This is a genomic window from Undibacterium sp. Ji22W, from assembly GCF_049340305.1.
Classification (GTDB): Bacteria; Pseudomonadota; Gammaproteobacteria; order Burkholderiales; family Burkholderiaceae_D; genus Undibacterium.
On sequence record NZ_JBMPOU010000005.1, the window covers coordinates 22,220 to 38,442 of the forward strand.

Annotated in this window: 10 protein-coding genes; 1 reads left to right on the forward strand and 9 read right to left on the reverse strand. The window is 44.8% G+C overall.

Features of this window, described 5'->3' with window-relative positions:
- Positions 1 to 119 precede the first annotated feature (119 nt).
- The 9 genes from ACO0KW_RS19400 to ACO0KW_RS19440 all read right to left on the reverse strand — a co-directional run bounded on the left by ACO0KW_RS19400 (position 120) and on the right by ACO0KW_RS19440 (position 13,568).
- The gene (locus ACO0KW_RS19400) at positions 120 to 854 is read right to left on the reverse strand and encodes a DUF4197 domain-containing protein (protein ID WP_423055020.1); all 735 of its coding nucleotides are present in this window, start codon (positions 852 to 854) and stop codon (positions 120 to 122) included.
- A 30-nt stretch (positions 855 to 884) separates the two neighbouring features.
- Entirely contained in the window at positions 885 to 2,030 is a 1,146-nt protein-coding gene (locus tag ACO0KW_RS19405; protein WP_423055021.1) for a deoxyguanosinetriphosphate triphosphohydrolase, read from the reverse strand.
- Positions 2,031 to 2,084: 54 nt separating this feature from the next.
- Positions 2,085 to 3,737 carry a bifunctional shikimate kinase/3-dehydroquinate synthase AroKB gene (gene aroKB / locus ACO0KW_RS19410; protein WP_423055160.1) on the reverse strand — a complete coding sequence of 551 codons (1,653 nt, stop codon included), beginning with the start codon at positions 3,735 to 3,737 and terminating at the stop codon, positions 2,085 to 2,087.
- A gap of 60 nt (positions 3,738 to 3,797) precedes the next feature.
- Positions 3,798 to 8,399 carry a beta strand repeat-containing protein gene (locus ACO0KW_RS19415; protein WP_423055022.1) on the reverse strand — a complete coding sequence of 1,534 codons (4,602 nt, stop codon included), beginning with the start codon at positions 8,397 to 8,399 and terminating at the stop codon, positions 3,798 to 3,800.
- Between the two features lie 83 nt (positions 8,400 to 8,482).
- On the reverse strand, positions 8,483 to 10,651 hold the full coding sequence (gene pilQ, locus ACO0KW_RS19420; protein ID WP_423055023.1) for a type IV pilus secretin PilQ: 2,169 nt from the start codon (positions 10,649 to 10,651) through the stop codon (positions 8,483 to 8,485).
- Positions 10,648 to 11,181 (reverse strand): pilus assembly protein PilP, encoded by a 534-nt coding sequence (locus ACO0KW_RS19425; RefSeq protein ID WP_423055024.1) that lies wholly within the window; start codon positions 11,179 to 11,181, stop codon positions 10,648 to 10,650. Before ACO0KW_RS19425 ends, pilQ begins: the two co-directional genes overlap by 4 nt.
- Positions 11,178 to 11,843, reverse strand: a complete 666-nt coding sequence (locus ACO0KW_RS19430) for a type 4a pilus biogenesis protein PilO (RefSeq protein ID WP_423055025.1) — start codon at positions 11,841 to 11,843, stop codon at positions 11,178 to 11,180. Before ACO0KW_RS19430 ends, ACO0KW_RS19425 begins: the two co-directional genes overlap by 4 nt.
- Positions 11,844 to 11,856: 13 nt before the next feature.
- A complete protein-coding gene (locus ACO0KW_RS19435) occupies positions 11,857 to 12,489 on the reverse strand; it encodes a PilN domain-containing protein (protein ID WP_423055026.1) in 633 nt (210 codons plus the stop codon).
- Positions 12,489 to 13,568 (reverse strand): pilus assembly protein PilM, encoded by a 1,080-nt coding sequence (locus ACO0KW_RS19440; RefSeq protein WP_423055027.1) that lies wholly within the window; start codon positions 13,566 to 13,568, stop codon positions 12,489 to 12,491. The genes ACO0KW_RS19435 and ACO0KW_RS19440 overlap by 1 nt, the downstream gene beginning before the upstream one ends.
- A gap of 326 nt (positions 13,569 to 13,894) precedes the next feature.
- Between ACO0KW_RS19440 and ACO0KW_RS19445 the strand changes: the two genes are divergently transcribed.
- Positions 13,895 to 16,207 carry a penicillin-binding protein 1A gene (locus ACO0KW_RS19445; RefSeq protein WP_423055028.1) on the forward strand — a complete coding sequence of 771 codons (2,313 nt, stop codon included), beginning with the start codon at positions 13,895 to 13,897 and terminating at the stop codon, positions 16,205 to 16,207.
- Positions 16,208 to 16,223 lie beyond the last annotated feature (16 nt).

Consider the following 16,223-nt stretch of genomic DNA (forward strand, 5'->3'; position numbering starts at 1 on the left):
GCGAAAGCACGATCAGCAATTCGTACGAATTCTCCATATAAGGTTCAGTTTTAATTGCTTAGCCTGCACAAATTTGTGTGCAGGCTGGCTGTCCTATATCGATTCTGCTAGGCCTTTACTTACTTCAATAATCCAAATACTTTGCCAATAATTTTACTGCCCGTCCCTATTGGATCTTGGCGTATTTTTTTCTCTTCTTCAGCAATCATGGTGTATAGAGCATCCACTGCACGACCTGATACATAGGACTCAACAGTTGCCTCATTCTCTGGCACTGCTCCCATTTTTTGCGCCTTGCCCATCACTGTGTTGTATTTATTTGCTAATCCAACTTTATCGGTAACACCTTTCACTATTGGGGAAAATTTGGAACCTAATGCAGTCGACGTTTTTTGTCGAAAGAAGTCTGTAACCGAAGTATCGCCACCAGTCAAAATATTTTTTGCATCGGTCACCGACATACTCTTAATTGCGTCGAGCAACAATGGTTTTGCCATCGGCACCGCAGACTCTGCTGCGCGATTCATAGCAATCACCAATTCGTCGAGTTGCTTACTTTGTCCACTCAATTTCAACAATGGCTTTGCCTTCTCTAGGATTGATGGCAGCGGAATTTTTACTTTATCATTCCCTAAAAAACCATCGGCCGCACCGAGTTTGCCGAGCGCAGCATTCGCACCTTGTTCCAGCGCAGCCTTGAGCCCGCTATTTGCATCTTTATTGCTCAATTGACTCAGATCCGCGGCGCAGGCTGAGAAACTCAACAGTAACGAGGCCATGATCATTGAGGTTCGTTGCAGTGAAACTGTGGCTGAAGCTGCAGACACAGTCAGGTTCGAGAACGAAGTACGCATAACAGTTCCTTTTTCAATTTGGATAAATAGTCAAACTTCTTCTATCAAATACAAACGGCGATGTTCACGAATCGCAAAACGGTCGGTCATGCCAGCGATGTAATCGGCGATTCGACGCGCTTGTAGCAGCTGTGCTTGATCATCCTTTTTTGCAACCCTATAGTCTGGGGGTACTAAACTTGGCTCAGCCATCATCAAAGTAAATAATTCACGTACGGTATTCTTAGCCTTGTTACTCATACGGTTGACCAGATAATGCCGATATAGGTGTTCATACAAAAATGCTTTGAGCGCTTTTGCTTCTTGATACATATTGTCGGAAAAAGCGATCATCGCGGGCATGTTACGAACATCCGCGATCGACTGTGGTTTACACTCCGCAATTCTTTGTTCAGAAGTACTAATTAAATCTGAAATCAATAGATTGATCATACGTCGTATCGTTTCAGCAATGGCGCGTCGCCCTGAAATTCCAGGATAAGTTGAATCAACTTCCCGCCTAAAACGAGCATAGCAATCTACTTCCATCAGCTGCGATTCGGTCAGTAAGCCGGAGCGCAAGCCATCGTCAATGTCATGATTGTTATAGGCAATTTCGTCCGCTAGGTTGGTTAATTGTGCCTCTAAACTTGGTTGAGTTTTGTCTATAAAACGCAGTCCCAACTCACCTAATTCTCTAGCGTTATTTAGTGAACAATGCTTAAATATGCCTTCACGAGCCTCGAATGTTAAATTCAAGCCCTCGAAGCTGGCATAGCGCTCCTCCAACACATCAACCACTCGCAGACTTTGGAGGTTATGTTCAAAGCCCCCATAATCCTTCATACAGGCATTTAAGGCATCCTGACCAGCGTGGCCAAACGGCGTGTGACCAAGATCATGTGCGAGCGAAATCGCTTCAACCAAGTCTTCATTCAGGCGTAAGTTACGTGCAATAGAACGGGCAATTTGAGCGACTTCGATGCTGTGAGTTAAGCGGGTGCGAAATAGGTCTCCTTCATGATTAACGAAGACTTGCGTCTTATATTCAAGACGACGAAATGCAGTGCTGTGAATGATCCGATCACGATCTCGTTGAAACTCGGAGCGTGAAGGAGGCGCTGGTTCCGAAAATCGCCGCCCCTTAGATTGCGCGGATTGTGCGGCATAAGGAGCAAGCTCATGATCGGAAAACATGTTTTTCATTCCTTAGCTAGTGGTAAATTCTTCCGAATGAGTCGATTGAATAGGCTATTGGATACAAGCTCGTAATGTCGCCAGCAGCTTGTCTTTTGGGACTTCGGTAATCACACTGCTTCCTAAGGGTTTCAACAAAATGAATTTGATTTGACCGCCTTCATTTTTCTTGTCTACTTCCATCAGCTCCAGCCAGGTTTGTTCACCCAAGTCGGGTGCGGTCGTTGGTAATCCTGCTGCTTCGACCAATTGCACAATTCGCGTCCTAGTCACAAAATCAATATAACCTAGCCGATACGATAAATCAGCGGCCATGACCATACCACATCCAACCGCCTCTCCATGTAGCCAAACTCCATAACCCAAACCAGACTCAATTGCATGACCAAACGTATGCCCAAAATTCAAAATCGCGCGTAATCCACCTTCGCGTTCATCTTGCCTAACTACATTGGCTTTGATTTCGCAGGAGCGCAAAACAGCGTAGGACAAAGCATCCATATCTTTGGCACGCAATTTTTCAATATTATTTTCTATCCAAGTAAAAAAACCTGAATCAATAATAGCACCATGCTTAATGACTTCCGCTAACCCTGCAGATAATTCACGATCAGGTAAAGTATTCAAAGTACTGATATCTGCAATCACCGCTTGCGGTTGATAAAACGCGCCTATCATATTCTTACCGAGTGGGTGATTAATTCCTGTCTTACCACCGACGGAAGAATCCACTTGTGCTAAGAGGGTTGTAGGAATCTGCACGAAAGAAATTCCGCGCATATAAGCTGATGCTGCAAAACCGGTCATATCCCCAATAACGCCACCACCTAAGGCAAGCAGAGTCGTTTTACGATCACATTTCTTGGCAAGCAAGGCATCAAACACTTGCATAAGGCTTTCCCAATTTTTATGCTCTTCGCCATCAGGCAAAACGATCACGTCTACCTGCTTATTTAGTCTAACAAGTTGCCGCGTCAATGATTCGAGATATAAAGGCGCAACCACCGTGTTCGTCACGATCACGACGCGTTGCCCCTTAATACGGCTTTCTAGTAAATTCGGTTTCGACAGTAATTCTTGACCGATCGTGATTGGGTAAGTGCGCTCTCCCAAATCGACCTGTAAGGTTCGCGCTTGATGTATGTCCTGTTCCATAATCACTTCAGTTTTAATTGCATCGTGAAATTTCTGCGTAATGTGACTGACAGTATTGCCTGTAGATGAGGGTAAAACTGGCAACTTCTCAACAATAGTTTGCACTAATGTCTGCAACTGTGGCTGACCAGTTTCAATAACAACATGCGCTATTTCGCGATAAAGTGGATCGCGCTGTGCTTCCAGCTCTTCCAATTTTTTGCGTGGATCAGCTGTACGTAATAGGGGGCGTTTTTTGTCATGCCGGGTACGATGCAAGATATTGCTAATACTGGCTTTCAGATAGACCACCGTACCATGTTCATGAAGCAAATGTCGGCTTTGAGGATTGAGCACAGCGCCACCGCCAGTAGCGAGGACTATGTCTTGTTGGTTGCAGAGGTCGCGAATCACATCAGCTTCACGCTGACGAAAACTCGCTTCTCCCTCAATTTCGAAAATCACTGAAATAGCGACGCCAGTTCGCGCCTCTATTTCGTGATCAGAATCAACAAATCGCTTATTGAGTTTTCTTGCAAGAGCTCTGCCAACTGTCGTTTTGCCAGAGCCCATCAAGCCTACTAAAAATACATTACTTGCCACTAATTTTACTCAACAATCTATTAATGTTCATTACTGCGGCGTACAACCACCAGTACCTGGTGGTACACCCAAGGCGTTACCCATGCCGTTATCTTGGAGGTTAAATTGTGCGGTCGCGGAAGCACCTAAAGTATCCAAGACAGTCAATGTGATCGTACCGATACCCAGTGGCTTATAGGTGCCAGACGAATCAATTGGGATAAAGCAACGGTTTCCAGTGGATCCAAGGCCAACTCGTAATGTTGATGTACCGACGATAGAAACAGATGACAAAGCCAAATCGCTGGTAAATACACGATATGGTGGTCTGCCGCCATATATCGCTAAGTCGACTGCACCAGTCGATTCCTCAGCCACCAAAATGACGCTTGGAGAAATACGCAATAAGGAATTTGCTGCGGTAGCCGTAATCGTAATTTTCTTAGAGATCCCTTGAGAATCTAGAATGGTCACATCGGTCGCGCCGACATTCAACAGTGTCGCAGTAAACACCCCATCAGCACCTAAACTGGTCGGCGAGACTGTCGCAATGCTCGGATTGTTATTGGTGACAGTAAAGTTTGGCGTTCCTCCAACCAATCTGAAGGTCAATACGTCACCCACAGCGCCAGTAGCATTGCCTGGCAACACATCAAGGACTTTCGATATTACAGGAGTGACAGTAATCGAACGAGTTATGACCTTGCCTACAGCATCTTGAATTGATATCTGCAAATCACCCGGAGAAATACCCAACACACTAAACGAATTGCCGCTCAAACTCGTCGTGAGCATCGCCGTATTGCTACTTGTTACGGTATACGGAGCGGTTCCTCCAGAAATTATGTAAGTGGCCGAAACACCTTTTCCGATTGTAATTTGGGTAGGCGCAGTAGTGAACAAGTCAAGAACATTACCATTGTTGACGGTCACATTTATTACTACTGGTGCACCCAAACTATCGGTCAAATTAATTTTCGAATTTCCAGCTGCAACACCAACCAAAGTTAGCGTAGTACCATTCACACTTGCGGTCGCAACGCTAGGATTGCTGCTAGTTACTGCATAGGGTGCTCTACCTCCTCCAATGACGAAGGTTGGACTTGCACCAGGTGCGACAATAATATCTGACGCTGCCGTAGTGAAAAGTGGTATCGGATTCGCAGTACCGACTGTCACGTTAATCGTGACGCTACCTGTTGTAGTGTCACGTATAACGATTGTCGCTTTGCCTGTTCCAACACCTAAAATAACGATGTCGTTACCTGAAATTGTCGCTTGAGCTACAGTGGTACTACTACTGCCAACCGTATAGACACCAGTTCCGCCGCCTACCTTAAAGGTATTCGCGCCGCCTACCTCGAGATTGATATCGGCAGCCGCAGTTGAAAACATGGCATCGACGGTTCCGACGATAACATCAATTTTAACCTCTTTGCCTGTAGAGTCTTTTACAGAGACAACCGCTTTACCACCACTCTTACCAGTAATAACAAATTCTTTACTGGTATTCTGCCCTACAACTACGATCTTATCGTCACTACTTGAAACAGAATAAACTTCACTGCCACCACCAATTTTATAGACTTGCGAACTCGCATTGACTGCAACAATTACACTTGTAGGCGCAGTGGTATAGAGATCAATACCAGAACCCACCGTGACGCTGATCGATTTTGTAGCTCCTTTTGCGTCAGTCACAATTAAATTGCCTTTTCCAGCAGAAATACCAGTGATCTTAAATGACGATCCAGTCAGAGTTACTGAAAACACCTGTGTATTGCTGCTTGCAACAGCATAAGGAGAAGTTCCACCACCGATATTATATTGTGGCGATGTAATACCCACCCCTATAGTTAGATCTAAAGGTGAAGTGACAAACAGATCTAAAGGTGAACCTACTGTGACATCAATTTTCTTAGTTGCACCCAAAGAATCAGTTACAAAAAGAGAAGTTTTTCCTACTGCCACACCTGTAACTGTGAACGTATTGGATTGAATACTGATCGTCGCAACCTGTGCATTAGCAGACGAAACTGAATATACCAAACTACCACCGCCTATAACAAAAGGAGAGGTTGTGACGCCGACGCCAACGTTGATGTCTGACCCTGCATTTGTAAATAAATCAGACCCTGTACTCACGGTAACATCAATGCTCTTACTGCCACCGACACCATCTGTGATCAAAACAGTTGCCTTGCCAGAGATCCCGCCAGTTAAGAAGAACTGCGCCCCAATATGCGAAACGGTCACAACAGCAGAATTGCTACTGGCGACAGAATAAGGTGCTGCCCCGCCGCCAATTAAATAGGTTGCAGAATTTACACCGACACCTACAGTCAATGCACTTGGTGCGGTGGTGTATAACTGCAATCCGTTAACAACGCTAACGTCGATATTTCTAACTACACCAAGAGAATCAGATACTGTGACTTTAACAGTTCCCAATCTCTCGCCCTTCAACACAAATTGGTTTCCATTCTGGACGACCGACACAATACTATTATCACCAGAAGAAACAGTGTAGATCTTGCTTCCACCACCAATTGTATAAGTACTGGAGGTTAAACCTAATCCTACGCTAACAGTGGCCGGCGCGGTGATGTACAAATCAGAACCTGAACTTACATTTACATTCAAAGAAACTTTTTGGCCGAACTTATCAGTGATCGTAATAATTGCCTTACCCGAAGACACACCGGTCACTGAAAATTTGTTCAAGCTATTCGAAACAGACGCAACCAGACTGTTGCTTGTTGTCACAACATAGGATGGTTCTCCACCGCCAATGTCGAATGTAGGCGAGGTTGATCCGATCCCTACGTCCAACGTTGCTGGAGCAGTCACAAACAAAGCTTGATTTGAGCCAACCGTCAATGTAATTCGTTTAACGGCGCCAACCACGTCAGTAATCACTATTGTTGTTGATCCTGGAGCAACGCCCGTGATCACAAATTCACTTCCGGTTTGACTGACCGTTGCAATTTGCTGATTACTCGAAATCACCGTGTAGGCTTGTGCGCCACCGCCAGCCCTAAAACTCTGGGTCGGAACACCAACGGCGATGGTCAAGCTTTCTGGTGCAGTTGTAAACAATGGCTGACTCGAACCTACCGTTACTGACACAACTTTTTTGGCACCCGACGAATCGGTGATTGTGACTGTGCTTGTCCCTGGGGATACCCCAGAAATTACGAATGTATTTCCCGATTTAATAACATTTACAATCGCTAAATTGCTGGAAGAAACTGTGTAGACCTGCGTGCCACCGCCAATAGTAAAACTCTGGGTGTTCGCACCTACTCCAACAGTCAATGACTCAGGTGCCGTGGTGAACAAATCTGAACCAGAACTAACATTTACAGTCAGTGAGATTTTTTGGCCGAACTGATCACTGATAGTAATAACCGTTTTACCGGAGGACACACCAGTAATAGTAAATTTATTTGTACTGCTTGAAACCGATGCAATCGAGCTATTGCTTGAGTTCACAACATACGTTGGTTCACCACCACCAATCTCAAAGGTTGACGAAGTCGACCCAATCCCGACATCCAAACTTTCTGGGGCAGTAGTAAATAGAGCTTGATTGGATCCAACAGTCAGTGCGATTCGTTTGCTTGCTCCGACCACATCCGTGATTACAATCGTTGTTACCCCAGGCGCAACACCTGTGATCACAAAGTCGCTTCCCGTTTGCTTAACCGTTGCGATTTGCTGATTGCTTGAAATGACTGTGTAAGCCTGCGCACCACCGCCGATTTTAAAGCTTTGCGATGAGGCACCAACGCCAACGGTCAGGCTTTCTGGCGCGGTCGTATATAAGGGCTGTGTTGAACCAACCGTCACATTTACCGACTTATTTGCACCGGCCGAATCGGTAATTGTCACTGTACTCGTCCCTGCAGATACCCCAGAAACCACAAACGTATTTCCCGTTTGTTTAACAGTAGCAACTTGTGAGTCACTAGATGAAGCTGTGTAGACTTGCGTTCCACCGCCAATAGTAAAACTCTGAGTACTTGCACCAATCGCAACTGTCAAGGATGCTGGCGCATTAATAAATAAACCAACCCCCGAACCAACCGTAACCTCAATTGATTTCTTTCCGCCTGCATTATCAGCAGCGCTGATTGTCGCATTTCCCGCAGACACGCCGACAACAAAGAACTGCTTACCATTAGTCGTTACTTTTGCAATCCCTGGATCGCTGCTGGTAACGGTATAAACACCACTGCCGCCGCCAAAATCGAAAGTTGCAGACACTGCACCGGTCGAAAGTGTAATTTTGTCTGGCGCATTCACAAAAAAATCAAATCCCGTGCCAACTGTGACCTCGATCAAAACCTTCGCGCCCGCTGAATCCGTTACAGTTACTGTAGACTTTCCTGCTCCGCTCCCCGTAATCGTCAGCGTCTTTCCATTCGCATTAACAGTCGCTGCACTCGTACTCGAAGTCGCCGAATAATTAGGAATTCCGCCGCCGATGGTATAAGTCTGCGCAGCGCCTGGCAATATGGTTATTTTCTCCGCTGCATTCGTAAACAGCGCAACACCACTCGTATTTCCAGCGGATCCGCCGCCACCGCCGCATGCTGACAGCAAAGTGAGCATAATCATTGCTAAAAAAGCGCGAATTAACTTCGTCATGTAACACCTATTTAATATAAATTAATACGGAGAATTTCCGTACCAGAATCAAAACTTTCACTCCAAACGCTTACTTAAAACCTTTATTGATTTGCAAACGTCCCAGTCAATTGCACTTTTGGCGTAATAAAAATGAGCAACTCAGTTTTATTATTTGTTTTACCCGTTGACTTGAATAAATTCCCGAACAAAGGAATGTCACCAAGGAAAGGAACTTTCGTTACATCAGCACGTTCTTCTTGCGTATAAATACCACCAAGCACGACAGTTCCACCATTTTCAACCAGAACATTCGTTTTTACCTGCTTGGTATTAATGACCGGTCCACCACGAGTTTCTTCGCCTCGACTGTCTTTGTGCACATCAACAGCCAGAATGATCGTTCCATCTGGTGTAATTTGAGGGGTCACATCTAGACTCAAAGTCGCTTTTCTAAAGTAAATCGCGGTCGCTCCACTCAAGGTCGCGATCTGATAGGGAATTTCTTGTCCTTGCTCGATATGTGCTGGTGTTTGATCAGCGGTAACCACACGAGGACTAGAAATGATTTTACCATCGCCATCGGCCTCTAAGGCAGACAATTCCAAATTCAAGAACCGATTCGCTGCAGCCGAAAACAAGCTAACTGCCAAACTACCAGCATCCAAACCACCAATACCCGCAGCTGGCAGATTCACAAACTGTGTATTTGGCATATAACTCTTTTCAGTAATTTTTGCCTGCCCTGTCTGTTCGCCCACACCCAAATAATTGCCAGTCAAAGCAGCACGTTGATTTCCAGACACCTGAAATCCAGTATCGCCACCTTTTATCCCACGTAAATCTGCAAAACCCAACTTTGCACCGAGATTCCGACTAAATTTATTATCTGCTTCGACAATCCGAGCCTCAATGACAACTTGTTTGGTTGCGATATCCGTTTTTTGAATTAATTTCCGAACTTCTTCGATTTTCGCAGCAATATCAGTAACGAACAATTGATTGGTTCTTGGCTCAATCATGACACTTCCACGCTTAGACAACATACGATTCGTCGTCATATTTTCGACACCAAATAATTTTTGGAAAGCCTCAGCTTTTTGGTACTTTAACTGAAACGATTCAGTTTTTAGTGGTTCTAGTTCGGCAATGGCTGCTTTTTGCTCCAGCTCTAATTTCTCTTTAGTTAACAATTCGTCTTTAGGGCCGATCAAAATAACATTCCCATTTTTACGCATATCAAGTCCTTTGATTTGCATAACAATGTCTAATGCCTGATCCCAAGGCGTATCGATCAGTCGAATTGTAATATTGCCACTAACAGAATCGCTTGCAATGATATTGACACCGCCTTGCTCAGCCAAAATTTGCAGTACTGCACGCACATCAACATCCTGGAAATTCATACCAAAACGATCCCCTTTGTAGCCTTGGGTTCCTTGAGTCAATTTATTCGGATCTTCCTTAATAGGTTTAACCTCAACCACTAATTGACTATCACTTTGATAAATACTGTGCTCCCACAAACCCTTAGGTTCAATTACCATGCGGACGTTGTCACCTTGGCGGGTAGTCGTCACTTTTTGAACCGGTGAACCGTAGTCAGCAACGTCAAGTGTCCGTTTCAGAATATCCGGCAAACCAACTTTCATAAAATCAACAACAATTGTTTGTCCTTGCAAACGAGCATCTATCGCTACTTGATTATTGGGTAGATCAACTACCACACGGCCATCTCCTGTCACTCCGCGACGAAAATCTATATCGCGCAATAATTGCTTAGCAGGCTGAACTATTTCCTTCTGATTAACTGGCAGTCCAATAGCATTGACAGGGGTGGCAAGCCCACCAGAACCGTCGATCGTAACTATTAACGAATTACCTTCAATGAAAGTTGCATAATTCAAGGATCGGTTCAAATTAAAAACCATCCGTGCGCGTTCCGGCACTTCAATCAAATTCACATTACGTACTTCACCCAAACCAATATCAACGGTATTCTTACCAGTACCATTACTAGTATTGGCAAAGTCAAATGAAATACGCGCAGGATTTGTAATTGAAAAAGCTACAGGAGGCTTCGTGAGTGGCGATTTGAAATTAACTTTGACAATAATATTCGCCCCTTGCTGATTTGCAGTAATCGACTCAATCGTATTTCCCGACTGTGCGGCGGCCTGAGCATAAGTAAATTGACTTAAGAATAACAACCCGAGAAAAATATACTTCATACTCGCGACGCTCCATTTTCCTACCGTTATCAATTTATTCATTTTTTCGCCTCTTGCAATTCCAAGCTTGCTTTTCTTTCGGTCCATTCACCGGTAGCGTCCTGCACTATCTCTACCAAATCGATGCGAGTTTCACTAATACTGATTACCTTACCAAAATTCTGCCCCATATACCCGCCAACAACTGCGGGAAATACAGCTTTACCAATTTGTATCAGACCTTGTAGGGACTTACGATTATCAAAGGTTCCCACCATTTTCATGCTCTCTAATGCGTAACCCTCTAGTGCTTCTTTAGGTCGATCAAAATCAGGTTTTAATCCATTGTCATTAGCAGCTTTTAAACGTGCAAAAACAACCAATAGCTTACTAGGATCGAAAGGATCAATTAAATTCGAACCATTGTAAGCAACCGGCACAAACACTTTAGGCTCTGCAACAGGTGTTACTTTGACATGCGTTTCTTTTTTAACCTGATCCATCCATTCTTTTAGTTCACTCAGTCCATTGTCGCCACAGCCGCTCAAGGAAACAACCAACAAAATCAAGCCAATTTGACTAAGAATTCTCATTTCTTGGCCTCTTTATTTTTCTTACGTTCTGCTGCTTGAGTGGCAATTTCCTCAGGATCCAAATATCGATAAGTTTTGGCGATACCATCCATAATAATTCCTGGTTTTTTCGCGTCTTTACTGACTGTCAATGTCAAGTTATTTAAAGTGACGATTCGTGGCAAGCGGGCGACATCAGCGACAAATTGCGCCATATCATGGTAATTGGCGACCATTTGAATTTCAATTGGCAACTCAGCGTAATAATCTTTGATTGTCGCGGCAACAGGTTTGAAAATATCCATACTCAAGCCACGTCCATTTGCAGCAGAGTTAATATCATCTAACACAGCCGCATATTCAGCATTGCTTGGTAATTGTTTTTCCATTCGAGAAACGTATTGCAAAACCAATTTACGTTGCTCTTTTAATGCATCAAGACTAATTGACTGTTGAACTTTCAGTTTATACGTGTCTTTTAATTTTTGTTCTTCCTGCTGCCCCAGATCAATCTCTTCTAACTGAGTGCTCCAATAAAACCACCAACCAACAAATAAAACGAAAACGCACAAACCAGCAGCGGCAAGTAAACGTGGTGCCAGAGGCCACAAACCTGGATGCAACCCATTTAGATCTCTGAACTGGCTGGCGACCGAATCGAAATTTTCCTTAATATTTGACATATTCTTCTCTTCGTTAAGGAGATTTTGCGTTGACTGGATTCTTCTTCGCTGAACCAGCTTCCGCAGCACTTGCCGCAGCCGTTTCCAACTCACGAGGGCGACGAATTCCAACATTGAGATCAAACTCAATCACACGCTTTGCATCCCGTCCCTGTCCTAAGCCCACCGCTTTATTTTGGATGATCTCTGGCTTACTCATCCATTCGGAAGAATTCAACTCATTCACAAAAAGCCCTACGACCGAATGAGATTGAGCGTAACCTTTGATGGCGATTCGCTGTCCCTCTTGTTTAATCAACGTTAAGTACAAGCCCTCTGGCGCTAGGCGCACCAATTCATTCATCATAAAAACAGGTTGATTCCGATCGCCTTGAAGATCTTCAACTGCCTGTTGTCGCGCTTTTAACGCATCGATTTCTTGCTTTAGATTGGCGACTTCCTTGATTTTCTTTTCTAACTCGTCATTTTCTTGCTTAATGAAGGCATTTCGCTCTGCTTGGGCAGATAATTGTGACGAAAATACAAATCCAATTGCGATCACAACGACAGCGCCAAATACGCCGGCAAACATCATCAACGAGTAGAACTGATTCTTTAGTTCTTTACGTCTTGCTTCGCGGTGTGGAAGCAGATTAATCTTAATCATTATCCATACCTCCGCATCGCTAAACCACAGGCGACTAAGTAGGACGGGGCGTCATTTCGCAAGGATTTCTCATTGACCCCAGACCCCAAATCCATACCTTTGAATGGACTTATCACGGAAGTTGACAATTTAGTTCTTTCGGCGACAATATCCACCAAGCCGGGTAGCATGGCACAGCCCCCCCCTAGAAAGATCTGATCGATTCGTGTGTATGGAGTAGATGTGAAGAAAAATTGAATCGCCCGTGTCACCTCTAAAGCAGCATTTTCCAAAAATGGCTCCAGCAATTCCATTTCATAGCTGTCTGGCAAATCACTTTGACGCTTCTTGGTTTCGGCTTCCTCAAACGATAGCCCGTAATTTCGCACGATGTCCTGAGTCAATTGATTCCCACCGAACTGCTGATCGCGTTCGTAAATGACTTCACCATTTAACAAAATTGAAATATAAGTAACTTTAGAGCCAATCTGAAACAAGGCATAAATTTGATCTTGGCCGGCATTTGGCTGCTGTTCTATCAGACGCTCGACCGCAGCGCGGGCCGCATAAGATTCGATATCCATTACTTTGGCTTGCAGCCCCGAAGCCTGTGCTGCCGCAACCCTATCCTCAATCTTTTCTTTACGCGAAGCAGCTAAGAGCACATCCACGTCTTCTTCGGAATTTGCGGTCGGCCCGATGACACAAAAATCGATACTGACTTCGTCCATTGCGAAGGGAATATATTGACTTGCCTCAGACTCCACTTGAAATTCCAAGGCTTGCTCGCTCAGGCTCCCTGGCAAAATCATTTTCTTAGTAATCACAGATGATGCGGGCATCGCCAAAGCAACATTTCTGGTGCCAGTTCCGCAGCGTTTAAGCACACGCAAAATCGCCTCGGAAACCTGTTCCAAATTTTCAATATTACCATCGACGACTGCACCTTTTGGTAAAGGTTCGGACGCACAGCGCTCCAATTTGAAATCTTTTTCGCCGGAACGAGAGAGTTCCACCAACTTAACGTCAGACGTGCTGATATCCAAGCCCACTAGGGGCGGATTCTTTTTTCCGAGCAATGATGCTAGATCTAAAGCCAAGGATATCCCCTCATTTAAATAATAATTCCATGCCAAACATATCAGAAAATCAACTGGCAGACGGCGATATTATTGCTCCACAATAATAATAAAAACCAACTCAAAATCTATTTTTTCTTTTAAAAACCGCGATTTAGCTGACACTCATACTAGCTTACGTTAAATCCTAGCAATAAGGGGAGTGTAATGTAAAGCATTTTCAAAGCTAACTTGCGCTTTTGCGTTGTCAATTCTCCACTTACAACGAAAAAACGCTGAAATGCAATTTTTATAGTTGATTCGTGCCAGCTATAATGCGCATCTGTATTTCACCATTAGAAGTTGCCATGTCACCAACATCACCTCTCGAGTCGCCCAACCAGGCACCAAGCACTGCACCGAAACCAAAAAGTGTAGCCTTAAGTATTCTTCTTCAGATTTGTCTGGTGTTGTTTGGCTTATTCCTAGCTGGCATGTTAGTTCTGGTGTTCGCAATCACGATGGCTTATCCGAATCTACCGGAGATTGATGCGATTACTAGTTATCGTCCCAAGATGCCAATGCGCGTATTCTCCGCAGATAATGTGCTAATTGCAGAGTTTGGTGAAGAACGTCGGAATGTTGTCCATTTCGCAGAGATTCCAGAAGTCATGAAAAAAGCAGTTCTAGCGATTGAGGATGACCGCTTTTACGAACATGGCGGGGTTGACTACATCGGCATTACTCGTGCCGCAGTCAACAACATTACAAGCGGCAACAAACAAGGCGCATCGACGATCACGCAGCAAGTCGCAAGAAATTTCTTTCTGTCTACAGAGCAAACTATCAAACGTAAAATTTATGAAATTTTATTGGCGTGGAAAATCGAACAGAATTTGACCAAAGATCAGATTCTAGAGGTTTATATGAATCAGATTTATCTGGGGCAACGTGCTTACGGATTTTCATCAGCAGCACAAATTTATTTTGGGAAGAGTTTAAAAGAAGTCACCGTCGCTGAGGCGGCGATGCTGGCAGGCCTGCCAAAAGCCCCCTCTGCGTACAACCCGGTCGCTAACCCGAAACGGGCGACCGTGCGTCAGCAATATATTTTGCAACGCATGAAACAACTAGGCTACATCACGGAAGCACAGTTTGAACTAGCCAAAATCGAAAAGCTACATATCAAAACTAATAGCGCGGAATTTGGCATTCATGCAGAGTATGTCGCAGAAATGGCGCGCCAGTTAGTCTACGAACAATTTAAAGAAGAAACCTACACGCGCGGCTTTAATGTCTACACCACAATAACCAAGGAGGAGCAAGAGACCGCTTACGCTTCCTTACGTAAGGGCGTACTTGATTATGAACGCCGCCACGGCTACCGCGGCCCAGAAGCTATCATTGAATTACCACGCAACAAAGAAGCTGCTGATGAGATGACTGAAAAAGAATTGGCGGATCATCCTGACAGCGACGACATCTTGGCGGCAATGGTCACGGAAGCTAGTCCAACGGCGGTGAAAGCGGTGCTGTCAAATGGTGAAGAGATACAAATTACCGGCCCCGGATTAAGTTTTGGCGCGGCCGGCTTAAAGCCAAATGCGCCGGCCAACAAACGGATTCAACGCGGTGCGGTGATCCGCGTTATTCTTGACGGCAAGAATTGGTCAATTATTCAAATGCCAGAGGTGCAATCGGCATTTGTGGCTGCGGATACGCAGGATGGGGCGATTCGCGCGCTGGTAGGTGGCTTTGACTATAACTTAAATAAGTTTAATCATGTGACGCAAGCTTGGCGTCAACCAGGTTCAAGCTTCAAACCCTTCATTTATTCATCTTCGCTGGAGAAAGGTTTATCGCCACTCACGATCATCAATGATGCACCGATCAGCTTTGATGCTGGCCAGACTGGCGGTCAAGCTTGGGAACCGAAAAATTATGATGGCAAATATGAAGGTCCGATGTCGATGCGTAAGGGTTTAACGAAATCAAAAAACATGATTTCTATCCGCATCTTGCAAAAAGTGGGTGCGAAATACGGACAGGAATATACGAGCCGCTTCGGTTTCCTGCCCGAGAAAAATCCTCCATATCTCACCTTGGCTCTGGGAGCCGGCGCCGTAACACCATTACAGATGGCCGGTGCTTACGCGGTTTTCGCGAATGGTGGTTACAAAGTAAATCCTTACCTGATTGCCAAAATCACGGATGCCGATGGCAAAATCATTTCGCAGGCAAAACCTGACACAGCCAACGATGAGGCGAATCGCGTGATTGATGAGCGCAATGCCTTCCTGATGGACAGCATGTTGCGCGATGTTGTGCGTTTTGGCACGGCGACCAAGGCTCTGGTGCTAAAACGCCCTGATATCGCCGGCAAAACTGGCACGACAAATGATTCCATCGATGCATGGTTTGCAGGGTATCAAGCGAAGATCGTTGGCGTAGCCTGGATAGGTTACGACCAACCACGTAATCTCGGCAATCGAGAAACTGGTGGTGGACTAGCCTTGCCAATCTGGATAGGCTATATGCAGCGAGCTTTACGTGATATTCCGATTATGGAGCGCCCAATTCCCAACGGTATTATTCAGGCAGAAGGTGACTACTTCTATGTGGAAAATCCCCCAGGATCAGCGTTACGTAATTTGAACGCTGACGAAGTGATTATCGAGTAAGAAAAATAAGCAGTAA